Here is a 25,068-nt window from a genome sequence, read left to right as displayed (position 1 = left end):
GGTGATCGTCAGCCTCAGCCGTTGCTGGCCAGAACCGAAACCTTGCGGCCCATGGTCTCCCCGTCCTTGTCGAGTAGACGGGTCGGATAGTCGCCGGTGAAATAATGGTCGGTGAACTGCGGCCGAGCGTCATTGCGGTCTTCGCCGCCGACTGCGCGGTAGAGCCCGTTGATCGACAGGAAGGCCAGCGAATCCGCGCCGATATATTTGCACATGGCTTCGAGGCTATCGTACTGGTTGGCGATGAGCTTTTCGCGGTCCGGCGTGTCGATCCCGTAGAAGTCGGGATAGTAGATCATCGGGCTGGCGACGCGGAAATGCACTTCCTTGGCGCCCGCGTCGCGGATCATCTGCACGATCTTGAGCGAGGTCGTGCCGCGCACGATCGAATCATCGACCAGGATAACGCGCTTGCCCTCGATCATCGCGCGGTTGGCGGAGTGCTTGAGCTTCACGCCAAAGGCACGGATCTGCTGCGTCGGCTCGATGAAGGTGCGGCCGACATAATGGTTGCGGATGATGCCGTACTCGAACGGGATGCCGCTTTCCTGCGCATAGCCGAGGGCTGCCGGCGTGCCGCCATCCGGGACCGGCACCACGACATCGGCTTCGACCGGCGATTCCTTGGCGAGATTGATGCCCATGTTCTTGCGGGCGACATAGACGCTGCGGCCGCCGACGACAGAATCGGGACGGGCGAAATAGACGTATTCGAAAAGGCACAGCCGCTCGGGCTGTGAATTGCCGGCCTTGCGGGCATCGATGCTGATGGAGCCGTCGGCCTGGATCTCGCAGATGATGACTTCGCCGTTCTCCACATCCCGGATGTACTTCGCACCGATGATATCGAGCGCGCAGGTTTCGGAAGCGAAGATCGGCTTGCCGTCGAGCTCACCCATGACGAGAGGCCGGATGCCGGTGGGATCGCGGGCGGCAATCAGTTTCGTGCGAGTGATCGCGAGCATGGAATAACCGCCTTCCATCTGCCGGATGGCGTCGATGAAACGGTCGGCCGTCGAGGCATAGCGCGAGCGGGCGATCAGATGCAGCACCACTTCCGTGTCGGAGGTGGACTGACAGATGGCGCCTCCGGCGATCAACTGCCGGCGCAGCGTCAGGCCATTGGTGAAATTGCCGTTATGGGCGATCGCGATGCCGCCCACCTCCAGTTCGGCGAACAGCGGCTGCACGTTGCGCAGCGCCACTTCGCCGGTCGTGGAGTAGCGGTTGTGGCCCATCGCTATATTGCCGGGAAGGCGGGCAAGCGTGGCCGGATCGGTATAGTGATCTCCGACGAGACCCATCCGCCGTTCGGAGTGAAAGCGCAGACCGTCGAAGGAGACGATGCCGGCTGCTTCCTGACCGCGATGCTGGAGGGCGTGAAGGCCGAGCGCCGTCAGCGTGGCGGCCTCCGGATGGCCGAGAATGCCGAAAACGCCGCATTCTTCGCGCAGCGTATCACCATCCCATTCGTGGAGGTTGTTGTCTGCGAACGTCTCAGAAACCGGCTGATTCATCTTGGCCGTGCCCTTTCGGAAAAATGGAAAAGCCGGCCGGGAAGATGTTCCCGAAACCAGCCCGTTTCACTTTACTGCGAATGATACCACAAATGGTGACGTTTCGCGCTGCATCAAGCGCAACAAAGCGTCAATTATTTGTCGGGTTTGTTGCCGGCGCGTCGTCGGCCGGTGCTTGCTCCTGCTCGGGCGCGCCCTCGACCGGAGCTTCTTCCCGGCCGAGAATGCGGGCGCGGATCTGAGGCTCGAGATCTTCCGGCAATACCGCCTCGAGCCGCGCCACCAGCGCGTCGAGGAATGGCTTCGACTTGGCCTGGGTCACCCAGGCCGGCTGCGAGCGGACGTCCACCAGCCAGTTCCAGAAGGCGACGGCCACCACCAGCAGCAGGATGCCGCGAGCCGCGCCGAACAGGAAGCCCAGCGTGCGGTCCAGAGCGCCGATGCGGCTGTCGATGATGAAATCGGCGATCCGCGACGTGATGAAGGTGATGATGATCAGGGCGATGAGGAAGATGACGCCGGCAGAGCCGGCGATCGCGATGCGGTTGTCCGCCGTGTAATTCTGGGCGTAGGGAACCAGCAGCGGGTAGAGATAGTAGGCCGCGGCGATCGAGCCGATCCAGCTCGCGATCGAAAGCACCTCCCGCGAGAAACCGCGCACCATGGCGAGAACGGCGGAAAACAGCGTTACGCCGATGACGATACCGTCAAAAATCGTGATGGGCATATAGGCTCTACTCCAAGGACCTGTCGGTTTTCGGCGCCGCTTGCCGGCGGACCCTCTTACATCAGGGGAACAGTTGACGAAAGATCAATCCTCTTCCGCCGCTTTCCCCAGTTTCCTGGCGGAACCGGCTATGCGCGATACGAGATCGGGCAGGTCCTCGATTTCCGTCCAGCGGGCGCCGGATGTCTTCGGAAGCTCGGCGGAACTGGCCGGCAGCATCGCTCCGGCAAAGCCGAGCTTCTCGGCCTCTTTCAGGCGTTGGGCTGTCTGCGAAACCGGCCGAACCGCCCCCGAGAGGCTGATTTCGCCGAAATAGACGCAATCTGCCGGCAGGGCAAGACCGGCAAGCGACGAGACGAGGGCGGAAGCGACCGCGATGTCGGCGGCCGGTTCGGAAATGCGGTAGCCGCCAGCCACATTGAGGTAGACGTCGTGCTGGCCGAGCCGCACGCCGCAATGGGCCTCCAGCACGGCAAGGATCATGGAAAGACGCGCCGAATCCCAGCCGACGACCGCGCGGCGCGGCGTGCCGAGCGAGGTGGCCGCCACCAGGGCCTGCACTTCCACGAGCACCGGCCGCGTACCTTCCATGCCGGCGAAGACCGCCGCCCCCGGCGCCTTGGCATTGCGCTCCCCGAGAAAGAGTTCGGAAGGATTGGTGACCTCGCGCAGTCCCATGTCGGACATCTCGAACACGCCGATCTCGTCGGTCGGCCCGAAACGGTTCTTCACGGTGCGAAGGATGCGGTAATGATGTCCCCGGTCGCCCTCGAAATAAAGCACGGCGTCGACCATGTGCTCGACGACGCGAGGGCCGGCGATCTGCCCCTCCTTGGTGACGTGGCCGACGAGCACCATGGCGGCTCCCGTCTGCTTGGCGAAACGGATCATCGCCTGTACGCCGGTGCGCACCTGCGTGACCGTGCCGGGAGCGGAATCGGCCGTGTCGCTCCAGAGCGTCTGGATCGAATCGATGATGACGAGATCGGGCCGCTTGCCGTCCGAAATCGTGGCGAGGATATCCTCGACATTGGTTTCGGCGGCGAGCAGCACGTCCGAGTCGGCGGCGCCGAGCCGCTGGGCGCGCAGTCTCACCTGCGCCACGGCTTCTTCGCCGGAGACATAGATGATCCGGTGTCCGCGGCGGGAAAGGGCGGCCGCCGCCTGCATCAGCAGCGTCGACTTTCCTATGCCGGGATCGCCGCCGACCAGCACCGCCGAGCCGCGCACGAAGCCGCCGCCGGTCGCCCGGTCGAGTTCGGATATGCCGGTATGGATGCGGGGTGCCTCTTCCGTCTCGCCGGAAAGAGTGGTGAGCGCGACCGCGCGGCCTTTCTTCGGAGCCTTTCCAGGCCCGCCGCCGATGCCGCCCATCGGGTCTTCCTCGACGATGGTGTTCCACTCGCCGCAGCCTTCGCATTTGCCGGCCCAGCGGCTATGCACCGTGCCGCAGTTTTGGCACACGAATTGGGTCTTGGTCTTCGCCATGGGATCAGCCGCCGCCTTTGATACTCAAAGTCCGCCGAGAACAAAAGCGGAACTTTTGCTCTTTTAATCTCGAAATGCTGTCGCTGGCAAGGTGGCCAAGAGCTTATTCCGGATAGATATATCGCCGCTCGTGCCGCAACCCGAGGCCGGTGAGCATTTCGTAGCCGATCGTGCCGGCGGCGCGGGCGACCTCGTCGAGCGGCATGCCGGGGCCGAAGAGCTCGATATAGTCGCCGATGCGGATTTCGGCTGCCGGGACGTCGGTGATGTCGAAGATCGTCAGGTCCATGGTGATGCGGCCGATCGCGGGGACGCGATGACCGGCGATGAAGCCGAAGGCGCCTTGCGTGCCGCCCGCCCGGATCGGCACTCCAGCGCCGGAAAGCGAGCGCAGGTAACCGTCCGCATAGCCGGCCGAAACCACCGCCAGCCGGCTCTGCCGGGAAAGCTGGTGGGTGGCGCCATAGCTGACGGTACTGCCGGTTTCTGCTTCACGAATCTGCACGATTCGCGCCTCTGCCTTCGCCACGGGCTTCAATGGCTTCATGCCGTTCACGGCTTCGCCGCCATAAAGCGCGATGCCCGGCCGCGTGAGATCGAAATGATAGTCCGGCCCCAGAAAAATTCCGGCAGAGGCCGAGAGGCTTGATTCGATTCCTTCGAAAGCATCCGCAACCTGCCGGAAGGATTCGAGTTGCTTGCGGTTGAGGGGCGAGGAGGGCGTGTCACCGCTATGGAGATGGGAGAGTACGAGGACGGGCGAGAAGCTCGCCGGCCGCGAAACGTCCCCGGCCAGCGCCAGCGCATCCTGGAAGGACAGGCCGAGCCGGTTGAAGCCGGTATCCACCTGCAGCGCGCAGGGGTGGTCGCCCCGTTCCGATATTGCCGACATCCAGAAGGCGAGCTGCTCCTCCGAAGCCAGAACCGGCACGAGATCATCTTCGAAGAACATTCGCTCCTGTCCCGGCCAGATGCCGGAAAGCACATAGATGCGGGCATCAGGGACATAGGCCCGCAACGTCGCGCCCTCCTGCGGCACGGCCACGAAGAAGTCCCGCGCTCCGGCCTCGTAAAGCGCCGTGCCGCAGTCCTCGATCCCGAGGCCGTAGGCGTCGGCCTTGACCACCGCCGCGGCGCGCGCCTTGCCGGACCTGTACGCCATTTCCCGCCAGTTGTCGGCAAGGGCTCCGAGATCGACCGTCAGGCGCACGGGTGCGCAGTCGAAATCGGCGGAGGAGGAGAGGTCGCTATCGAAGTCGGTCATTTCTGCTCGTCGCGCATGAGGAATGTTCCGGCGATCCTACCGGTTTCGGAGGCGGGAAAAAGACATTCCGGCAAAATTCGATCGCACTGCACAATCTTTTACCATGATGCGCCGGTTGAGGCTGTCTTGCGCTAATGGTCCGCTGCCTCTTCCGTGCCGATGCACAGAAGGTTTCTCAAATCTGTCACATCGGCTAGATAGAAGCGGCGGATTGCGCGCGATGGTGGTAATACGGCTGCTGTGCCTCTTCTTTTTATGGGTGGGATGATGCGGAACAATCCGGCAATTGTCATTGAAGGTGCGACGGTGGTTTTCAGCGACCGTCTGGCGCAGGCATCCGTGCGGATAGAAGATGGCCGGATCACATCGATCAACGGTTCCCGCGACGGAGCGAAAGTCATCGATGGCCGTGGCCATGTTCTCGCACCGGCTTTCGTGGATATCCATGGCGACGCCTTCGAGCGGCAGCTCATGCCGCGGCCCGGCACCATGCTCCCTGTCGCCGCAGCCCTGCTCGATACGGACCGCCAGCTTGCGGCCAACGGCATCGCGACTGCCTATCATGCCCTGACGCTGAGTTGGGAACCGGGGCTCAGATCGGTGGAAAGCGGCCGCGCCGTCGTCTCTGCCCTCGATGCGCTCGCCCCGCGGCTGACGGTGGACAATCGCGTGCAACTGCGCTGGGAGACCTTCTGCTTCGAAGCCGTGGAACTGATCCGTGATGCGCTTTCCGGTCCGCACCTGCCCTCGGTCGCGTTCAACGATCATACGTCCATGGCCATGCTGCATCCTTCGGTGCCGTTGCAGGAGCGGCCCTTCGATCTGGATCCGGCCTTCCCGATGGTCGATCCGGAGGCACCCGCTTTCGCCGCGAAGATGGAGGAACGCGCCAAGCGGGCAAAAATCCCCGTATCGGACATGGTCTCGCTCGTTCGCGGCATATGGGAGCGTCGGCCGCAGGTGCTCGGGGCGATCGAAGAGGTGGCGGCTTTGGGCCGGGCAGCCGGCGCACCGATGCTCTCGCACGACGACAGTCAGATCGAAACGCGCGATTTCTTCCGCGCGCGCGGCGCCCGGATCAGCGAGTTTCCGGTGAATAGAAGAGTGGCGAGGGCTGCCCGCGACGCCGGCGATTTCATCGTCCTCGGCGCGCCCAACGCGACGCGCGGCGGCAGCCACCTGGCTTCGATTGGCGCAGCCGACATGATCCGCGAGGGGCTCTGCGACATTCTCGCTTCGGATTATTATTATCCGGCGATGTTGCTTGGCGTGGCGAGGCTCAAGGCCGATGGCGTCGGTCCGCTCCACATGTTGTGGCCTCTCGTATCGGGCAATCCGGCACGCGCTTCCGGGCTCGATGACCGCGGTGTCGTCGAAGTCGGCAAGCGGGCCGATCTCGTGTTGATCGAGTGGCCGGAAGACGCCGCACCGGCGGTGCGGCGCACCTGGATCTCCGGACGGGAAGCCTATCGCGCGGCGCCCGCAGGTCACTGAAGGAAAAGGGCGCGTACGCCCCTTCGCTCAATGCTCTTCGTATTGCGAGAAGGAGGGATCGGCGAGATCGGCAAAGCGGGTGTATTCCGACTGGAAGGCGAGCTTCACCGTACCGGTCGGTCCATGGCGCTGCTTGGCGATGATGACGTCTGCGGTTCCCTTGACCTTGTCCATATGCGCTTCCCATTCCGGATATTTCGGATCGGAAATGTCGCGGGGCTCCATGTTCTTCACGTAATATTCTTCGCGGAACACGAAGAGCACCACGTCCGCGTCCTGCTCGATCGAGCCGGATTCACGAAGGTCGGAGAGCTGAGGGCGCTTGTCTTCGCGGCTTTCCACCTGACGCGAGAGCTGCGACAGCGCGATGATCGGCACGTTCAGCTCCTTGCCGAGCGCCTTCAGGCCAGTGGTGATCTGGGTGATTTCCTGGACGCGGTTCTCCCCGGATTTTCCCGAGCCGGTCATGAGCTGAATATAGTCGACCACCAGGCAATCGAGGCCGCGCTGGCGCTTCAGCCGGCGGGCGCGGGCGGACAATTGGGCGATCGAGATGCCGCCGGTCTGGTCGATGAACAGCGGCACCTTCTGCATCATCTGCGAGCATGCGACGAGCTTTTCGAAATCGGCCTCGGTGATATCGCCGCGGCGGATCTTCGATGACGACACTTCGGTCTGCTCGGAGATGATACGGGTGGCGAGCTGTTCGGACGACATTTCGAGCGAGTAGAACCCGACGACGCCGCCATTCCTGGCCTTGAACGAGCCGTCCGGCTGAACCTCGGGCTCATAGGACGCTGCGATGTTATAGGCGATGTTCGTGGCGAGCGAGGTCTTGCCCATGCCGGGACGTCCGGCAAGCACGATAAGGTCGGAGCGCTGCAGGCCGCCCATCCGGGCGTCCAGCGAATGGATGCCGGTGGAAATGCCCGAGAGCGAGCCGTCGCGTTCGAAGGCGGCACCCGCCATGTCGATCGCCTGTGCGACCGCGTCGTTGAACGACTGGAAGCCGCCGTCATATCTGCCGGTTTCAGCCAGTTCGAAGAGCCGCCGCTCGGTGTCTTCGATCTGTGACTGGGGGGGCATGTCGAGCGGCGCGTCATAGGCGATATTGACCATGTCCTCGCCGATGGTGATCAGCGCGCGGCGCAGCGCCAGGTCGTAGATCGCCCGGCCGTAGTCCTCCGCATTGATGATCGAGACCGCCTCGGCCGCGAGGCGCGCGAGATATTGCGCCACCGTCAGGTCGCCGACCTTGTCGTCGGCCGGCAGGAAGGTCTTGATGGTAACCGGGTTGGCCGTCTTGCCCATGCGGATGATATCGCCCGCGACTTCGAAGATCTTGCGGTGAAGCGGCTCGTAGAGATGGGGGGGCTTCAGGAAGTCCGAAACGCGATAATAGGCATCGTTGTTGACCAGGATCGCCCCGAGAAGGGCCTGTTCGGCCTCGATATTGTTCGGAGCCTCGCGATAATGCGGTTCCGCGTCCTTGTTGCTGAGTGCCGTCAGCTTGCGTGCTAGGTCCTGCATGTCATCCATCGGTATCTGTGAATCAGCGCAATCCTACAGCAGTTTGCCGCGGATGAACGGCCGCTCTTGGGAGAATCTCCGGAATCCGACGATCTCCACAGTCACAAACGAGCTTGTGGATAAAACGCACTCAATGGAACGAGATGATTTGACCGTGGCAAAACTGCGCGTCCGCCACGGTCGCCGAGCATAAGCCCTTGCGAGATTCGCTACAAGGCGGGCGCGGCCCGGTGGCCCGCGAACTGCCGCAGCAGTACCGGCACGACGAGCGCCAGGCCGATGAGCGAAGAAATCAGTTCCGGCACCACCAGGAGGATGGCCGAGACCGTCAGCAGCAATCTTTCCCAGGCCACGGTCCGCACCAGCATGAAGCCGGAGAGCGCAGCACCGAGGAAGGTGATCCCGAGCGCGCAGCCGATGAAGGCGGTCAGGAAGTCGCCCCAGTTGAAGTCGGCGGTGACAAGCAACAGGGAAGGGGAGAAGACGAACACGAACGGCACCAGCACCTTGCCGAGCCCCAGCCGGAAGGCGGTATTGCCGGTCTTGAACGGATCGGCGCCCGCCATGCCCGCCGCCGCATAGGCCGCGAGCGCCACGGGCGGGGTAATGTCGGCCAGCACCCCGTAGTAGAACACGAAGAAATGCGCCACGATCGGCTCGACGCCGAGCAGCCCGAGCGCCGGTGCCGCGATCGTCGCCATGATGATGTAATTGGCCGTTGTCGGTATCCCGCAGCCCATCAGGATGCAGACCACGCCCGTCATGATGAGCGTGAAGAGCAGGGTGAGCGTCTGCGGCCCGAACCAGGCGGCCGGCAGGATCGTACCGAAGAAAGTAGCCATCTGCGCGGCCGTCGAGGTCACGATATAGGAAATCTTGAAACCGACGCCGGTCAGCGTGACCACGCCTACGATGATGCCGACTGTGGCCGCGGCCGCGCCGACGGCGAGCGCGTATTTCGCGCCGTCGCGAAGACCCTCGAAAACCTCCAGGAAAGACATCCGGCGGCGTGGGTTGAGAAGGCCGACCGCGATGCAGAGCGTGATGCCCCAGAAGGCCGCGAGATAGGGCGTGTAGCCGGAAAGCAGGACGGCGATCAGCACGATGAGCGGAATGACGGCCGGCCAGTCGCGCTTGAAGGCTTCCTTGAGGTCCGGCATCTCGTCGGCCGTCATGCCGCGCAACCCATTCCGCTTGGCTTCGAAATGCACCTGAACGAGCACGCCGAAGAAGTGCATGAAGGCCGGCACGATGGCGGCGAGAATGATCGTCGTATAGGGCAGGTCCAGAAACTCGATCATCAGGAAGGCTGCCGCGCCCATGATCGGCGGCGTGATCTGTCCGCCGGTCGAGGAAGCGGATTCGACGGCCGCCGCAAAGGTCCGTTTGTAGCCGAGCCGGATCATCGCCGGGATCGTCAGCGAACCGACGGTCACCGTGTTGGCGACCGAGGAGCCGGAGATCATGCCGAACAGCGCCGAGCCGAAGATCGAGACCTTCGCCGGGCCGCCGGCATAGCGGCCCGCCACCCAGGCGGCGCAATCGAGGAACAGTTGCCCGAGCCCGATGCGGGTAGCGAAGACGCCGAACAGCACGAAATGGAAGACGTAGGTCGCCACCACGCCGAGCGCGATGCCGTAGATGCCCTGTGACGTCAGGTAAAGGTGGTTCACGAGCTGCGAGAAGGTCGCGCCCGGATGCACCAGAATGCCCGGCATCGAAGGTCCCCATATGGAATAGGCCATGAAGAGGACAGCAATGATCGGCAGTGGCCAGCCGACCGAGCGGCGCGTCGCTTCCAATAGGACGAGAATGAGCGTGGCGCCCAGGACGACATCGGTCGTCGTCGGATTGCCGACGCGGAAGGCAAGGTCATCCAGCGGGATGAGCGGAACGTGCAGCACAGCCACAACGGCGCCGATCGCCAGCGCCCAGTCGATCAGCGAAATGCCGAGCGGACGGTAAAGGCTCGATTCCGCCGGCTGGTCGTAACCCCGGCGGGTGAACGGGAACACGAGAAAGATCAGTCCGAGGACGAAGGACAGATGGATGCCGCGGTGAACGACTTCCGAAAGCAGGCCGAATCCGGCCGTGTAGTAGTGGAAGATGGAAAGCGCGACGAGCGCCGTTCCCACAAGGCGTGCCGTCATCGGCGAAAGCGGCCGGAAGCGGATCTCCGAATCGAATTTCTCCTCGAGTTCGCGCGCCTTCGCCTCGTCCAGTTCCATTGGGGCGATCTTGCCCTCGTTGTCTGCCGCCATGTCGGTATCCTCGAATTTTCGTTCCAGACGGAAAACGGCGGCCTGCCTGTTGCGGGCCGCCGCTTTCGAAAGAAGGTATTTTCCTTACTTCAGGACGCCGGCTTCCTTGTAGAAGCGCTCTGCGCCCGGATGCAGCGGAATGCCGAGGCTGGTGACGGCGTTCTGCAGGGTGATCAGCTTGCCCTTGGCATGGCCGGCATCGAGTGCCGCGCGCGTAGCGTCGTTCCACATCACCTTGGTGATGTTGTAGACGAGTTCCTCAGGCTGCTTGGCGCTGGTGACCCACTGGGCCGCGACCGCGATGGTCGGCGTTGCGCCGACGCCCTGATACGCGCCTTCCGGCACGGTGTCCTTGGAGAAGAAGCTGTACTCCGAAAGCAGCTTGTCCGCCTCGGGACCGGAAATCGGAACAAGGGTGATGCCGGCCGAGGTCGCCAATTCCGAGATCGCGCCAGTCGGATATCCGCCGACGAAGAAATAGGCGTCGAGCCCGCCGTCGCGCAGCAGTTCGCCCGCGGGGCCCGGCTTCAGATGTTCGGCCCGGATGTCGTCCTCGCTCAACCCGTAGGCTGCGAGAACGATTCGCGCATCCACGATGGTGCCGGAGCCCGGCTCGTCGATGGAAACCCGCTTGCCCTTGAGATCGGCGACGGACTTGATGCCGGAGTTCTTGGCTGCGACGAGATGGATGGTCTCGGGATAGAGCGTTCCGATAAGGCGCAGATCCTCGACCTTGCCCTTGCCTTCGTAGAGGCCGGTGCCGCTATGGGCCCAGTAGGCGACATCCGATTGCGTGAAGCCGGATTCCATGGCGCCGCTCTGGATCGCATTGATATTGGCGACCGAGCCGTTGGAGGCAACTGCGGTGGCGACGAGGCCCTGAACTCCCTTGTCTCCGGCTCCGGAGATCGCGTTCGCGATCAGGCCGCCGATCGGGTAGTAGGTGCCGGCCGTCCCGCCGGTGCCGATGCGGAAAAAGGCCGGCGTTTGGGCGATCGCGAAGCTTGCGCCTGCGGCCACGATGCCGACCACGGCGCCGATCGCCAGGATTTTCTGTCTGATGCTCATGGGGTGCTCCCTTTCTTCTGTTCTGCGCAACATGAGAAGAGGAGGGCTCGTCTGTCAACTGTCTGCCGCAGTTCCGTACAGGTTTCGCCATCATTGTTAATGGGAGGCGGCCGGCGGTGGTCGTTGCGAAGCATAAAAAAAGCCCCCGGCGCGAAGCCGGGGGCTGATATCCCGAACGGGAAAGTTCGATTATTCTTCTTCCGCTTCGTTATCGGCTTCCGGATCGAAGAAATCTTCCGCACGCAGGGCGTCTTCGTCCACGCCATAGATCGCGTCGGCGGAGGTGAGGCTTTCGCCCTTGGCCTGACGCTCGGCTTCTTCGGCCGAACGGGCGACGTTGAGTGCGATCTCGATTTCGACTTCGGAATGCAGGTGCAGGGTAACCTGGTGCAGGCCGATCGCCTTGATCGGAGTGTTCAGGTCAACCTGGTTGCGGCCGATGTTGAAGCCTTCCGCAGCCAGCGTCTCGATGATGTCGCGGGCAGCGACGGAGCCGTAGAGCTGACCGGTTTCGCCGGCCGAGCGGACGACGACGAAGGACTTGCCGGAAAGCGCGTCTGCGACCTTCTGGGCTTCGCCCTTGCGCTCGAGGTTGCGGGCTTCGAGCGTGGCGCGCTCGTTTTCGAAGCGCTTCTTGTTGGCTTCGTTGGAGCGCAGCGCCTTGCCCTGCGGCAGCAGGAAGTTGCGGGCGTAGCCGTCGCGGACCTTTACCGTCTCGCCCATCTGGCCGAGCTTGGCGATGCGTTCAAGCAGAATGACTTGCATGTTGGTTTCCTTTCAGTGTGCTTCAGTTCTTGTTTTCGGATGTATCGGATGCGGGATTTGCCGGCGTCAGCGCAATGGTGCGCCGCGTGTCGACAAGTCCGAGCACGAGGATTGCGAAGGCCGGGAAGAGCAGCATGGACGAGAGATAGGCCAGCACCAGCACGGGCAGCCGCCAGTCCTTGCCCTTGCTGCGGAAATGCAGCGAGGCGAAACCGGCCATCAGGAAGCCGGCGCCGAACGTACCGCAGATCGTCGCGCCGATCATAGCCGGGACGCCCCCGGCAAAGGTGGCGAGGATGCCGGCCAGGAAGATGAAGATCGCGTAGCGGTTCATGCGCAGCGCGGACGGCATTTCCTCGCGCGGCCTGAGCGACCGGCCCATGCCGGTGGTGATCCGTGTCGCGAAATAGAAGGCCGCGAAGAGCAGGATGACCCAGAGCCCGCCCTGGATCATCGGCAGCATCAGCACCATCAGCGCCTTTGTCTGGGCAAGCCCGGCGGCGTCCGGCGTAAATCCCGGCTCCTGCACCGCGGCCGACATGGCATCCACGAGCTGGTTCGTCAGTTCCGGGCCGTAGCCGATGACGACGCCGAGCGCGATGACGGCGACGGTAACGAGGCCGCAGAGATGCAGGAGGATGTCCGAGATGGGATACCAGGCTACCAGGTTCTCGGGGCCGCCGAGTTCGGAGGCCGGGCGGGCGAGATTGGCGAGATGCGAAAGCCAGCCGGCGGGGATCAGCGTGAAGATCGCCATGGTCAGCGCAAAGAGCGGCGCGATCAGGATCGCGCCGAGCGCGGCGGCGGTCAGAATGCCGATGATTGCGGCGCGGTTGCCCCAGCCGAGGCCTGCAACGAGGATGGGCAGCGCCGAGGCGGCGTAGAGCAGGGCGGCAAAGGACGGCTGCGCGCTCGCACCCAGCACGAGCAGGGTGGCGGCAATACCGGCGAGGATGCCGGTCGGCAGCACTGTCTGATACTTGTTCGTCACGGTCTCGCTGTCCTGCCGTTTCAAGCAGTTAGGGGATCACACCTGAATCAATCTCTCAGGCACTTCATCCCCAACATGGGATTTAAGAATTTCCGATCCGCGCCCATCGCGGAAGGGATTAGACCCGCTGACTCTTCATCAGCGGGTCTAAATTCAACTTATGCTACGACGTAGGGCAGCAGGCCGAGGAAGCGGGCGCGCTTGATCGCCTTGGCGAGTTCGCGCTGCTTCTTCTGAGAAACGGCCGTGATGCGGGACGGGACGATCTTGCCGCGCTCGGAAATGTAGCGCTGCAGGAGGCGTACGTCCTTGTAGTCGATCCGCGGTGCGTTCGCGCCCGAGAACGGGCAGGTCTTGCGACGGCGGTGGAACGGGCGGCGTGCCGGGGAGGAGGATACGTCAGCCATTGGTCTCTTCTCCTTCTAGCCGATTAGGATTCGCGCGGAGCGGACGGGCGCGGTGCGCGCTCGAAGCCGCCTTCACGCGGGGGACGGTCGCCGAATTCGCGGCGCGGGCCACGGTCGCCGAAGTCGCGGCGCGGGCCACGGTCGTCACGCGGACGGTCGTCGCGGTCGCGCTTCTGCATCATTGCGGACGGGCCTTCTTCATGCTTCTCGACGGCGATCGTCATGTAGCGAAGAACGTCTTCGTTGATGCGCATCTGACGTTCCATCTCGTGCACGGCGGCTGCCGGCGCGTCGATGTCCATCAGGGCGTAGTGAGCCTTGCGGTTCTTCTTGATGCGGTACGTCAGGGACTTGAGGCCCCAGTTTTCAACGCGCCCGACCTTGCCGCCGTTAGCTTCGAGGACACCCTTGTACTGTTCGACGAGGGCATCAACCTGCTGAGCGGACATATCCTGCCGGGCAAGGAATACGTGTTCGTAGAGAGCCATGTAAGCTTTGCCTTTTCTTGCGGTTGTCTTTACCCGGAATTCGGCGGCTAAGCCTCAACGACTGCTCCTGAGGGGCTAGGCCCCGGCAAGAAAAGTTGTTGTATCGAGACGGTCGAGAGCGGAGACACGGGAGGCTCGGACCTTTTGGTCCCTGCGGCTTCCACATGGAAACCTGCCCTCCGTTCAGCCACCAGCCAGAAAGACCGGGTGTTTCGAACAGCGCGCCTTATACGGGTTTTTCCGCAGAAGGCAAGGGGAAAGCCGGCGCGCGGTTCATTTCTGGTTTTGGCAATGGCAGGGGCGGCGGTCCGAGGCCCTGCCGCCTGCCGTTCGCCGGCGTTACTTCCGCCGTTCGAAATTTCCCTTGCCGCCCGATTTCGGGCCATTGCCCTTGGGCTTGTCCTTCTTCTTGAAGGGCTTGTCGGCGCCGCTCTTGCCGAAAGGCTTCTCGCGGAACGGTTTGTCGAAGCTGCGTGCCTCGCGGTTTCCGGCCTCGGCGGGCTTGGCTTTACCCTTCGGCTTGCTGTCGCCCCAGACCTCGTCGTCGAGACGCCGCCCCTCATCAGCCTTGTCGCGGACCTTTTCGCCCGTGAACTTGCCCTTCCCCTGCCATTCCTTGCGAGGGGCATCCTTGGCCGATCCATCCCTGAAAGACTTCTCTTTCCAGGGCTTGTCCATGCGCGGACCTTCTCGGCGGGCAAAGTCGTCCTCGTCCTTCCCACGGGAGAACTTGCTGAAGTCCGGTGCGCCGTCGAGGCGCGTCACGCGGATGCCGCGCTCCATCATCCGGTCCTTACCGAGCTTCTGCAGGAACCGGTCGGCATGATCGGCGGCGATTTCCACGAAGGTCTCGTCGGCCTGCATCTTGATCGCGCCGATCTCGTTCTTCGTCAGGTCGCCGTTGCGGCAGATCGTCGGGATGAGCCAGCGCGGTTCGGCCCGCTGCTTTCGCCCGACGGATAGCGAGAACCAGACTGCCGGGCCGAAATCGCCGCGCGGGGTCAACGGCCGGGAGGCCGGATCACCGGCATTGTCGCGTCCGCCATCGCGCGGTTTGCGGCTGCCGTCGAGCGACACTTCGACGATATCTTCGGGGGCGGAATTCCTGCCGCGGTAGAGGCTGACAAAGGCGGTGGCGAGCTTTTCGGCGCCATATTGGGCGACAAGCTTCGCGATCAGCGCCTCTTCGTCCTCGTCGCGGGCTGCCTCTTCGAAGATCGGATCGGCGAGCAGGCGCTCCTCGTCCCGGCGGATGACCTCTTCGGCCGAGGGCGGACGGCCCCAGGTGGGTTCGATACTCGCGCCGAACAGCAGGCGCTCGGCCTTGCGGCGCTGGTTGACCGGCACGATCAGCGCGCTGATGCCCTTGCGGCCGGCGCGTCCCGTCCGGCCGCTGCGGTGAAGCAGGGTTTCCGAATTGGTCGGCAGGTCCGCGTGGATGACGAGGTCGAGCCCGGGAAGGTCGATGCCGCGGGCGGCGACGTCGGTGGCGATGCAGACGCGGGCGCGGCCGTCGCGCATGGCCTGCAGCGCATGGGTGCGTTCGTTCTGGGTCAGTTCGCCGGAAAGCGCCACGACCGAGAAATTGCGGTTGGAAAGCCGTGCCGTCAGATGGTTGACGGCCGCACGCGTCGAGCAGAAAACGATGGCGTTGGGCGCTTCGTAGTAGCGCAGCACGTTGACGATGGCGTTCTCTCTGTCATGTGGCGTCACCAGCAGGGCGCGCTGCTCGATGTCGACATGCTGCTTTTCTTCCGCCGTCGTGGCGATGCGCACCGCATCGCGCTGATAGCTCTTGGCGAGCTTGGCGATGGCGGCAGGCACGGTCGCGGAGAACATCAGCGTGCGCCGGTCGTCCGGCGCGGATTCCAGAATGAACTCCAGGTCCTCGCGGAAGCCGAGATCGAGCATCTCGTCGGCTTCGTCGAGAACGGCGACCTTCAGTTCCGACATGTCGAGCGCGTTGCGGCGGATATGGTCGCAGATACGGCCCGGCGTGCCGACGACGATATGTGCGCCGCGTTCCAGCGCCCGCCGTTCGTTGCGGATGTCCATGCCGCCGACGCAGCTTGCGATGACGGCGTCCGCCATCTCGTAGAGCCATTCCAGTTCGCGTTTCACCTGCATGGCGAGTTCGCGGGTGGGGGCTATGACGAGGGCAAGCGGCGCGCCGGCGCGGCCGAACTTCTCCTGGTCGCCGAGCAGGCTCGGCGCCATGGCGATCCCGAAGGCTACGGTCTTGCCGGAGCCGGTCTGGGCGGAGACGAGTGCGTCCGAACCGGCGAGAGCCGGGTCGAGCATGGATTTCTGGACGGGGGTAAGCGTCGTGTAGCCCCGTTTCGCCAACGCCTTGGCGATCGCCGGGACGGCGCCATCGTGATCGGTCATTTTCTGTATCTTTCGGATTCTTCGCGCACGGCGCCGTGGCCGCAACGATTGCGGCCTGATTGCGCAAGTTCCTATTCATTCGGAAGTCAATTGTCAAAGTATACGGGGGCTGCACCCGGTTCGATGGTGCAGCCCGAAGTCCGCGGCGGGCGAGACCGCCTGTCGTTTCACAGAGGCATGGGATACCGGCGGTGAACGGCGGCGATGTCCCGCAGCACCTCATCCGAAAGAGTAATGTCTGCCGCGCCGATATTCGTCCTCAACTGCTCCATCGAGGTGGCGCCGATGATGGCTGAGGTCAAGAAGGGGCGCGCGAGGCAGAAGGCAAGCGCCATTTGCGCCGGGTCGAGCCCGTGCTTGCCTGCGATCTCCACATAAGCGGCGGCGGGCGCTTCCTGATGCGGTTGCAGCCGGCCGCCGAGATCGCCGTTGATGGAGACGCGGGACCCTGCCGGGATTTTCCCATTCAGGTACTTGCCGGTCAGTATGCCCGCCGCCAGCGGAGAATATGCAAGCAGCCCGACATCTTCGTAGTGGGAGAGTTCCGCGAAATCGAGGTCATGCGTGCGGTATAGAAGGCTGTACTCGTTCTGGACGCTCGCGATACGCGGCAGGCCCTTCTTCTCGGCTATCGACAGAAACTTCTGTGTGCCCCAGACCGTCTCGTTGGAAAGGCCGATGGCGCGCACCTTGCCCGCCTTGACGATGTCGCCGAGCACCTCCAGTTTTTCGATGATTTCAGCGACGGTGCGGGCCTTGTCCTGCGTGGACGGATCGTACTGCCAGGCGCCGCGGAAGTGGTAGTGCCCGCGGTTCGGCCAGTGGATCTGGTAGAGATCGATATGGTCGGTCTTCAGCCGCTGAAGGCTGGCATCCACGGCCTGGCGGATCGTCTCGCCGTCGATGGGCGCGCCGCCGCGGATATAGGGGCGGCCCGCGCCCGCCACCTTGGTGGCCAGCACCACGTCTTTCCGCCTCCCGGTCTTCTGGAACCAGTTGCCGATGATCTTTTCTGTGTCCGCATAGGTTTCCGCGCTCACCGGCGTCGTCGGGTAAAGCTCGGCGGTGTCGAAGAAGTTCACCCCATGCGCGAGCGCATAGTCCATCTGCTCATGAGCTTCCGCTTCGCTGTTCTGCGTTCCCCAGGTCATGGTGCCGAGGCAGATTTCCGACACGGTGATATCCGTGCGGCCGAGTGTCTTGTATTTCATGCGCTGAAAGTCCCGATGAGTGCCCGATGGGTTGAAGCGTGCCGTCGCTTGGAAGGTGAGGGGACTTTAGTCCCGATTTGCTGCGGCGCAAGAGGAACAGCCTGCATCACCTTGTGGGCGCTGGCAAAAATCATCCTCGAAAGACCGGAAACGAGAGAAACATTCCGCCGAAATTTGCATTTTGGTATTTTTACGTCCAAAACGCGCTGAAAATGAAACGATTATCCGAGCGGAGGCTTTTGAATGGCTGAGAATACAAGCGGTGCTGGCGACCGGGCTGTTCTTGACGCGGGCACGCCGCCGACAACCGGGCGCTGGAAGCTGATCGGTCCGGGCATCGTCGCGGCGGCGACGGGCGTGGGGGCCGGCGATCTCGTGGCGACCCTGATTGCCGGCTCGCGCTTCGGCTACGCGCTGCTGTGGGCGGCGGTCATCGGCTGCATCGTCAAGATCGCTCTGGCGGAAGGTTCGGCGCGCTATCACCTCGCCACCGGCTCGACCATGCTGGAAGGCTGGAAATCGCTCGGCCGCTGGACGAGTTGGTATTTCGGCATCTACATCATGATCTGGGGTTTCGTGTACGGCGCGACCGCCATGAGCGCCACGGCCCTGCCGCTTGCAGCCCTCTTCCCCGCCGTACCGCTCTGGCTCTGGGCGATGCTTTCCGGCTCGCTCTGCGCGATCTTCGTGGCTCTCAACAAATACGAGATGTTCGAGAACGTCATGAAACTCTTCATCGGCGTGATGTTCGTCGTCGTGGTGGGCATCGCTCTCCTCGTCGTGCCGAATATCGGCGAAGCGCTCACCGGTCTCATCCCGAGCATTCCGGAAGGTTCGGCCATCTATACGCTCGGACTGATCGGCGGCGTCGGCGGCACCATCACCATGGCTTCCTACGGCTATTGGGTGAACGCCAAGGGCTGGCGCACGCCCGCCTGGATGGGCGTCATGCGGCTCGACAACCGCGTCTCCTACATCATCACCGGCATCTTCGTGATCGCCATGCTCATCATCGGCGCCGAGATGCTCTATACTGCGCAGATCGCCCTTTCGACCGGCGACCGTGGCCTTCTCGATCTCGACGAGGTGCTGGAACAGCGTTTCGGCCGGGTGGTTTCCGTGATCTTCCTGGTCGGCTTCTTCGCCACCGCGGTATCCTCCATTCTCGGCGTCTGGCACGGCGTGTCGCTGCTGTTTGCGGATTTCGTCCGCAACCTGAAGGGTGAGGGCGGCTCCCGCGAAGGACTGGAAAAGACCTTCGCCTTCAAGTTCTACCTGTTCTGGCTGACGATCCCGCCGATGGCGCTGCTCTGGTTCGGCCGCCCGTTCACGCTCGTCATCATCTATGGTGCGCTCGGCGCCTTCTTCATGCCGTTCCTGGCGCTCACGCTGATCTGGCTCCTGAATTCCTCGCGGGTGCCGAAGGAATGGCGCAGCGGCTGGATTTCGAACGGCCTGCTCGGCGTTTCGGCTCTCCTGTTCATCGTACTCAGCGTGAACGAGATCGTGGGCCTGTTTGCCAGGGGATGACGGGGTCCTGCCGGGTTCCGTGCCTTGACTCCCGGCCTGGAACGTGACTTGGAGAAGCGAAAGAAAAGGGAAGGAAACAATCCCATGGGCACTCCAACCAGCATCGCATTCACGTTTCCCGGACAGGGCAGCCAATCTGTCGGCATGGGCAAGGACCTTGCCGACGCTTTTCCCGAGGCGCGCGCCGTCTTCGAGGAGATCGACGATGCGCTCGGGCAAAAGCTCTCCGACATCATCTGGAGCGGTCCCGAGGAAACGCTGACGCTGACGGCCAATGCCCAGCCGGCCTTGATGGCCGTCTCGGTCGCGGCCATGCGGGTTCTGGAAGCGAATGGCCTCAAACTGGCGGACAGGGTGGCCTTCGTCGCCGGCCATTCGCTCGGCGAATATTCCGCGCTCTGCGCGGCAGGCACGTTCTCCCTTGCCGATACCGCGCGCCTCCTGCGCATCCGCGGGGATGCCATGCAGAGCGCCGTGCCCGTCGGCCATGGCGCGATGGCCGCCATCATCGGCCTCGAGCATGACGACGTCTCTGCCATCTGCGAGGAAGCCGGGGCAGATGGCATCTGCCAGATCGCCAACGACAACGGCGGCGGCCAGCTCGTTATCTCCGGCTCCAAGGCCGCCGTCGAAAAGGCTGCGGCGCTCGCGACCGAAAAGGGCGCCAAACGCGCCATCATGCTTCCCGTTTCCGCTCCCTTCCACAGCGCGCTCATGGCTCCCGCCGCGGACGCCATGCAGCATGCGCTTGAAAAGGTGGAGAAGAAGAACCCGGTCGTGCCGGTCGTCGCCAATGTGCGCGCGGCCCCCGTCTACGACGCGGATGAAATCGCCAAGCTTCTGGTGATGCAGGTGACGGGCCAGGTGCGCTGGCGCGAGACCGTGGAGTGGTTCGGCCAGAACGGCGTCACGACACTCTATGAGGTCGGCGCCGGCAAGGTGCTGACGGGGCTTGCCCGCCGCATCGACAAGAATATCTCCGGCACTGCCGTCAATACGCCTGCCGACATCGACGCGGCGCTCAAGGCCATTCTCGGCTGAAGAAAAGGAACATTGTCATGTTTGATTTGACCGGCCGCAAGGCTCTGGTAACGGGCGCAACCGGCGGGCTCGGCGAGGAAATCGCCCGCCTGCTTCACGCCCAGGGCGCTGTCGTCGGCCTGCACGGCACTCGCGTCGAGAAGCTGGAGGCGCTGGCCGCCGAACTCGGTGGCGATCGCGTCAAGATCTTCCCCGCCAACCTCTCCGACCGCGACGAGGTGAAGGCGCTCGGCGAGAAGGCGGAAGCAGAGCTCGGGGGCGTCGACATTCTCGTGAACAATGCCGGCATCACCAAGGATGGGCTCTTCGTTCGCATGAGCGATGAGGATTGGGATTCCGTTCTCGAAGTGAATCTGACGGCCGTCTTCCGCCTGACGCGAGAGCTTACCCATCCGATGATGCGCCGCCGCTACGGCCGCATCATCAACATCACCTCCGTCGTCGGCGTCACCGGCAATCCGGGCCAGGCGAACTATTGCGCCTCAAAGGCCGGCATGATCGGCTTTTCCAAGTCGCTGGCGCAGGAGATCGCCACCCGCAACGTCACCGTCAACTGCGTGGCGCCGGGCTTCATCGAGTCGGCCATGACGGGCAAGCTCAATGATAAGCAGAAAGAGGCGATCCTCGGCGCGATCCCGATGAAGCGCATGGGCGCGGGAGCTGATATAGCCTCGGCGGTACTCTATCTTGCCTCGTCGGAAGCCGGCTACGTCACCGGACAGACGCTGCACGTCAACGGCGGCATGGCGATGATCTGACGGGTTCATCCGTTTCTGCCAAGGTGTTAAATCCCCTGTTGGCGGCGGCGCGATGGAACAAATTCTGGCTTTGCGGAACATCGAAAGCATGTTAAGCGGGCCATGACTGTGGACAGTCACCCCGCAAGGACAGGGGATCATGAGACCCTCGGGGCGTGATCGATACTGCGGCGGGTTGAACGGGTTTGCCGGCACAGCCATCCTTTGCGGTGGCGGGTGCGGGTTTTAACAGGGTGCGGATGCCGAAGGCATTCGGGAAAGATAAAGGTCGAGGAAAACCGACATGAGCGATATCGCAGAACGCGTGAAGAAAATTGTAATTGACCACCTCGGCGTCGATGCCGACAAAGTCGTCGAGGGCGCCAGCTTCATCGACGATCTCGGTGCGGACTCGCTCGACACGGTCGAACTGGTCATGGCTTTCGAGGAAGAGTTCGGCGTGGAAATTCCGGACGATGCGGCCGATTCCATTCTGACCGTCGGCGATGCCGTGAAGTTCATCGAGAAGGCCCAGGCCTGACCGACCGACAATCTGACGGGAGACGCCGGAAGGCTGATCCTAACGACGGCCCGCTCGCTCGGGCCGTTTCAGCAACTGAACTATGAAGAAGACTGGGTAGCGCTGACGATGAGACGAGTCGTTATCACCGGTACCGGCATGGTATCTCCCCTTGGATGCGGAACCGAAGTGACGTGGTCACGTCTGCTGGCAGGGGAAAACGGCGCTCGCCTGGTGACAGAATTCGAAGTCGATGACCTGCCTGCCAAGATCGCCTGTCGCATTCCTGTCGGCGATGGCTCCGATGGTACGTTCAATGTGGACGACTGGATGGAGCCGAAGGAGCAGCGCAAGGTTGATCCTTTCATCGTTTACGGCATGGCCGCCGCCGACATGGCGCTCGAGGATGCCGGCTGGCATCCGCAAACGGATGAAGACCAGATCGCGACCGGCGTTCTGATCGGTTCCGGCATCGGCGGCCTCGAAGGCATTGTGGAGGCGGGTTATACCCTGCGCGACAAGGGCCCGCGCCGCATTTCGCCCTTCTTCATCCCAGGCCGTCTCATCAATCTGGTTTCCGGCCAGGTATCCATCAAGCACAAGCTGCGCGGCCCGAATCATGCCGTCGTCACCGCCTGTTCGACCGGCGCACACGCGATCGGCGACGCAGCCCGTCTCATCGCGCTCGGCGATGCCGACGTTATGGTTGCCGGTGGCGCGGAATCGCCGATCTCCCGTATCGCGCTTGCCGGCTTTGCCGCCTGTAAGGCGCTTTCGACGCAGCATAACGACGATCCGCAGAAGGCCTCGCGCCCCTATGACCGCGACCGCGATGGTTTCGTCATGGGCGAGGGCGCCGGCATCGTCGTGCTGGAAGAGCTCGAACACGCCAAGGCGCGCGGCGCCAAGATTTATGCGGAAGTGGTGGGCTACGGTCTCTCCGGAGACGCCTTCCATATCACCGCGCCGTCGGAAGACGGTGAGGGCGCCTATCGCTGCATGTCGATGGCGCTGAAGCGTGCCGGCCTTTCGCCCACCGATATCGACTATATCAACGCCCATGGCACTTCCACCATGGCCGACACGATCGAGCTCGGCGCGGTCGAGCGTCTCGTGGGCAATGCCGCTTCCAAGGTTTCGATGTCTTCCACCAAGTCGGCCATCGGTCATCTGCTGGGTGCCGCCGGTGCCGTCGAGGCGATATTCTCCGTGCTGGCGATCCGCGACAACATTGCGCCGCCGACGTTGAACCTCGACAATCCGGATGTGGAGACCGCCATCGACCTCGTGCCGCACAAGGCGCGCAAGCGCGAGATCAATGTGGCGCTTTCAAACTCTTTCGGTTTCGGGGGCACCAACGCGTCCCTCGTGCTGCGTCGTTACGAAGCTTGATGCCGATTGAGGCTAGAGGCCTCGCCGCGTCATCCTTTGTACCTGTTTTTTGCCGTATTGCTTGGTCAAACAGCGGGACTAAATGACTGAGTCTTGCTGTTCCGATAATTGGTGGGGGTGCGGGTGAGCGACACGAACCAGATGAGCGAAGCGTCTTCCGGTGGCGACAGAGGCCCGATCATACCGAAATCGCCGAGCGAGGCGCTGAAGCCCGAGCGCGTGCCCGCGCCGCCGAAACGCTCGCGCAAGGCACGCAGCCAGTTCGTCATCTTCCTGAATTTCGTCATGACGATGGTGGTGCTGGTCTGTGTCGCCGCCGTCGCCGGATTCTATTATGTGATCTCGTCCTTCCAGGAGCCGGGTCCGCTTGAGGCGAACACGCATTTCACCGTTCGCTCCGGTGCCGGCCTCGCGGAGATCGCCAACAATCTCGAGCGCAACGGCGTCGTCTCCGATGCCCGCATCTTCCGCTATGTCTCGGCTACCTATCTCCGCGACGGACAGACGCTGAAGGCGGGCGAATACGAGGTCAAGGCCGGGGCCTCCATGAAGGACATCATGGAATTGCTGGAATCCGGCAAGTCCATTCTCTACTCCGTAGTGTTGCCGGAAGGCCTCACGGTGCGTCAGATGATGCTTCGCCTCAACGAGGATACGGTTCTGGAGGGTGATCTGCCGACAGAACTGCCGGACGAAGGCTTCCTGCGCCCCGATACTTACAAATTCTCGCGCGGAACCAAGCGGGCGGACATCATTCAGCAGATGCGTGTTTCCCAGCAGAAGCTGATCGATGAAATCTGGGAGCGCCGCGATCCGGATCTTCCGATCAAGACGAAGGAGGAGTTCGTAACGCTCGCTTCGATCGTCGAGAAGGAAACCGGTAAGGACGATGAGCGCGCTCGCGTCGCCTCAGTCTTCATCAATCGCCTTAAGAAGGGCATGCGCCTGCAATCCGACCCGACCATCGTCTACGGCATCTTCGGCGGCGACGGAAAGCCGTCGGACCGGCCGATCTACCGCTCGGACCTGCGTAAGGAAACGCCTTACAACACCTATCTCATCAAGGGGCTGCCGCCGACCGCCATCGCCAACCCCGGCCGCGCGGCCCTCGAGGCGGTCGCCAATCCCTGGAAGACCAATGACCTCTATTTCGTGGCTGACGGCACCGGCGGCCATGTCTTCGCCGCCACGCTCGACGAGCATAACGCCAATGTTCGGCGCTGGCGCCGGATCGAGGCGGAACGTGCCACGAGCCCGGCAGATACCGAGGTCGTGGATGGCCAGCCCGATGGCGCCGAGGCCGAGAAGCCGGCTGCCGGCAACTGACCACGGCGCTGCCGATTACTATCCGGAGACGTAGATGACATTGCAGTCCATGACGGGTTTCGCCCGCAGCGAGGGAACGAGCGGGCGCTATCGCCTCGCCTGGGAACTGCGCTCCGTGAACGGCAAGGGGTTGGACCTGCGCCTCCGCCTGCCGTCAGGCCTGGAGCGGCTGGAACCGGATATCCGCCGTCTGATTTCGGAGCGGTTTTCCCGCGGCAATGTTCAGGCCTCGCTGAACGTCGCGACGGCGGAGACCAGGGTGGAGGCCGTTCTCAACCGCGATGCCCTGGCCGCGGTGCTGGCCCTGCGCGAACAACTTGGCGAGCTGGTCGATCAATCGCCGTTGCGGCTCGATACCTTGCTCGCGATCAAGGGGCTCGTGGATATCCGCGAACCGGAAGATGACGAGGAAGCAGCAACCGCACGCGATGCCGCCATACTTACCTGTTTGGAGGAGGCGCTCGTATCGCTGCAGCAGATGCGCGAGCGGGAAGGGGCATCCCTTGCGGAAGTGCTGACCGGTCATATCTCCCGCATCGGTGAGCTTACGGCGGTGGTGGAGGCCGATCCCATGCGCTCGCCCGAGGAGATCGCCCGGCGTCTTTCGCTCCAGATGGCGGCGCTGCTTCAGGATTCGCCGACACTCGAGCGTGACCGGCTGCATGCCGAGGCCGCATTGCTCGCCACCAAGGCGGATGTGCGCGAGGAGATCGATCGTTTGAAGGCCCATGTCGCGGCCGCCGGAGAACTTCTGGAGAAGGGCGGGCCGATCGGCCGCCGTCTCGATTTCCTTGCACAGGAATTTAACCGGGAAACGAATACGATCTGTTCGAAGTCCAGTTCGGCTGCGGTGAGCGCCGCCGGCATAGAATTGAAAGTCGTCATCGACCAGTTCCGCGAACAGGTCCAGAATTTGGAGTGAT

The 25,068-nt window shown here is 63.2% G+C and carries 21 protein-coding genes; 8 read left to right on the top strand and 13 right to left on the bottom strand.

What is annotated here, in order from left to right; genetic code table 11:
* Positions 1–14: 14 nt before the first annotated feature.
* The 4 genes from purF to alr form a co-directional block, all read right to left on the bottom strand.
* Positions 15–1,517, bottom strand: coding sequence for an amidophosphoribosyltransferase (purF, locus tag YH62_RS04510; protein WP_046792898.1), 1,503 nt, complete (start codon positions 1,515–1,517; stop codon positions 15–17).
* Between the two features lie 130 nt (positions 1,518–1,647).
* Positions 1,648–2,244, bottom strand: coding sequence for a CvpA family protein (locus YH62_RS04505; RefSeq protein ID WP_046792897.1), 597 nt, complete (start codon positions 2,242–2,244; stop codon positions 1,648–1,650).
* An 84-nt stretch (positions 2,245–2,328) separates the two neighbouring features.
* Positions 2,329–3,732 (bottom strand): DNA repair protein RadA, encoded by a 1,404-nt coding sequence (radA, locus tag YH62_RS04500; protein WP_046792896.1) that lies wholly within the window; start codon positions 3,730–3,732, stop codon positions 2,329–2,331.
* A 103-nt stretch (positions 3,733–3,835) separates the two neighbouring features.
* Positions 3,836–4,996: an alanine racemase gene (gene alr, locus YH62_RS04495; protein WP_046792895.1), complete on the bottom strand. Its 1,161-nt coding sequence runs from the start codon at positions 4,994–4,996 to the stop codon at positions 3,836–3,838.
* 255 nt (positions 4,997–5,251) lie between these two features.
* On the opposite strand from alr, the gene YH62_RS04490 reads away from it, so the two are divergent.
* Positions 5,252–6,490: an alpha-D-ribose 1-methylphosphonate 5-triphosphate diphosphatase gene (locus YH62_RS04490; RefSeq protein ID WP_348625749.1), complete on the top strand. Its 1,239-nt coding sequence runs from the start codon at positions 5,252–5,254 to the stop codon at positions 6,488–6,490.
* A gap of 27 nt (positions 6,491–6,517) precedes the next feature.
* On the opposite strand, the gene YH62_RS04485 is transcribed toward YH62_RS04490, so the two are convergent.
* The 9 genes from YH62_RS04485 to YH62_RS04445 form a co-directional block, all read right to left on the bottom strand.
* Positions 6,518–8,020 carry a replicative DNA helicase gene (locus tag YH62_RS04485; protein WP_046793047.1) on the bottom strand — a complete coding sequence of 501 codons (1,503 nt, stop codon included), beginning with the start codon at positions 8,018–8,020 and terminating at the stop codon, positions 6,518–6,520.
* Between the two features lie 209 nt (positions 8,021–8,229).
* Positions 8,230–10,281, bottom strand: coding sequence for a TRAP transporter permease (locus YH62_RS04480; protein ID WP_046792894.1), 2,052 nt, complete (start codon positions 10,279–10,281; stop codon positions 8,230–8,232).
* 84 nt (positions 10,282–10,365) lie between these two features.
* The gene (locus YH62_RS04475; protein ID WP_046792893.1) at positions 10,366–11,349 is read right to left on the bottom strand and encodes a TAXI family TRAP transporter solute-binding subunit; all 984 of its coding nucleotides are present in this window, start codon (positions 11,347–11,349) and stop codon (positions 10,366–10,368) included.
* Positions 11,350–11,538: 189 nt separating this feature from the next.
* Positions 11,539–12,114, bottom strand: coding sequence for a 50S ribosomal protein L9 (gene rplI, locus YH62_RS04470; protein WP_046792892.1), 576 nt, complete (start codon positions 12,112–12,114; stop codon positions 11,539–11,541).
* A gap of 22 nt (positions 12,115–12,136) precedes the next feature.
* Positions 12,137–13,105: a DUF2232 domain-containing protein gene (locus YH62_RS04465; RefSeq protein ID WP_046793046.1), complete on the bottom strand. Its 969-nt coding sequence runs from the start codon at positions 13,103–13,105 to the stop codon at positions 12,137–12,139.
* Between the two features lie 158 nt (positions 13,106–13,263).
* Positions 13,264–13,512, bottom strand: a complete 249-nt coding sequence (rpsR, locus tag YH62_RS04460) for a 30S ribosomal protein S18 (RefSeq protein WP_046792891.1) — start codon at positions 13,510–13,512, stop codon at positions 13,264–13,266.
* A gap of 23 nt (positions 13,513–13,535) precedes the next feature.
* Entirely contained in the window at positions 13,536–14,000 is a 465-nt protein-coding gene (rpsF, locus tag YH62_RS04455; protein ID WP_046792890.1) for a 30S ribosomal protein S6, read from the bottom strand.
* A 339-nt stretch (positions 14,001–14,339) separates the two neighbouring features.
* Positions 14,340–16,388: a DEAD/DEAH box helicase gene (locus tag YH62_RS04450; protein WP_046792889.1), complete on the bottom strand. Its 2,049-nt coding sequence runs from the start codon at positions 16,386–16,388 to the stop codon at positions 14,340–14,342.
* Between the two features lie 167 nt (positions 16,389–16,555).
* Positions 16,556–17,599, bottom strand: coding sequence for an aldo/keto reductase (locus YH62_RS04445; protein ID WP_046792888.1), 1,044 nt, complete (start codon positions 17,597–17,599; stop codon positions 16,556–16,558).
* A 243-nt stretch (positions 17,600–17,842) separates the two neighbouring features.
* On the opposite strand from YH62_RS04445, the gene YH62_RS04440 reads away from it, so the two are divergent.
* The 7 genes from YH62_RS04440 to YH62_RS04410 all read left to right on the top strand — a co-directional run bounded on the left by YH62_RS04440 (position 17,843) and on the right by YH62_RS04410 (position 25,067).
* On the top strand, positions 17,843–19,129 hold the full coding sequence (locus YH62_RS04440) for an Nramp family divalent metal transporter (RefSeq protein ID WP_046792887.1): 1,287 nt from the start codon (positions 17,843–17,845) through the stop codon (positions 19,127–19,129).
* 84 nt (positions 19,130–19,213) lie between these two features.
* Complete coding sequence (fabD, locus tag YH62_RS04435; protein ID WP_046792886.1) at positions 19,214–20,170, top strand: ACP S-malonyltransferase; 957 nt, start codon at positions 19,214–19,216, stop codon at positions 20,168–20,170.
* A 17-nt stretch (positions 20,171–20,187) separates the two neighbouring features.
* Positions 20,188–20,928 (top strand): 3-oxoacyl-[acyl-carrier-protein] reductase, encoded by a 741-nt coding sequence (fabG, locus tag YH62_RS04430; protein ID WP_046792885.1) that lies wholly within the window; start codon positions 20,188–20,190, stop codon positions 20,926–20,928.
* Between the two features lie 283 nt (positions 20,929–21,211).
* Positions 21,212–21,448, top strand: coding sequence for an acyl carrier protein (locus tag YH62_RS04425; RefSeq protein ID WP_003502080.1), 237 nt, complete (start codon positions 21,212–21,214; stop codon positions 21,446–21,448).
* Between the two features lie 108 nt (positions 21,449–21,556).
* On the top strand, positions 21,557–22,819 hold the full coding sequence (fabF, locus tag YH62_RS04420) for a beta-ketoacyl-ACP synthase II (protein ID WP_046792884.1): 1,263 nt from the start codon (positions 21,557–21,559) through the stop codon (positions 22,817–22,819).
* A 141-nt stretch (positions 22,820–22,960) separates the two neighbouring features.
* Entirely contained in the window at positions 22,961–24,145 is a 1,185-nt protein-coding gene (gene mltG, locus YH62_RS04415; RefSeq protein WP_170986292.1) for an endolytic transglycosylase MltG, read from the top strand.
* Between the two features lie 34 nt (positions 24,146–24,179).
* Positions 24,180–25,067: a YicC/YloC family endoribonuclease gene (locus YH62_RS04410; protein ID WP_046792883.1), complete on the top strand. Its 888-nt coding sequence runs from the start codon at positions 24,180–24,182 to the stop codon at positions 25,065–25,067.
* Position 25,068: the final 1 nt, after the last annotated feature.

Source organism: Rhizobium sp. LC145, assembly GCF_001005825.1.
Taxonomy (GTDB): domain Bacteria; phylum Pseudomonadota; class Alphaproteobacteria; order Rhizobiales; family Rhizobiaceae; genus Neorhizobium.
This window is presented reverse-complemented; position numbering and strand designations above follow the sequence as displayed.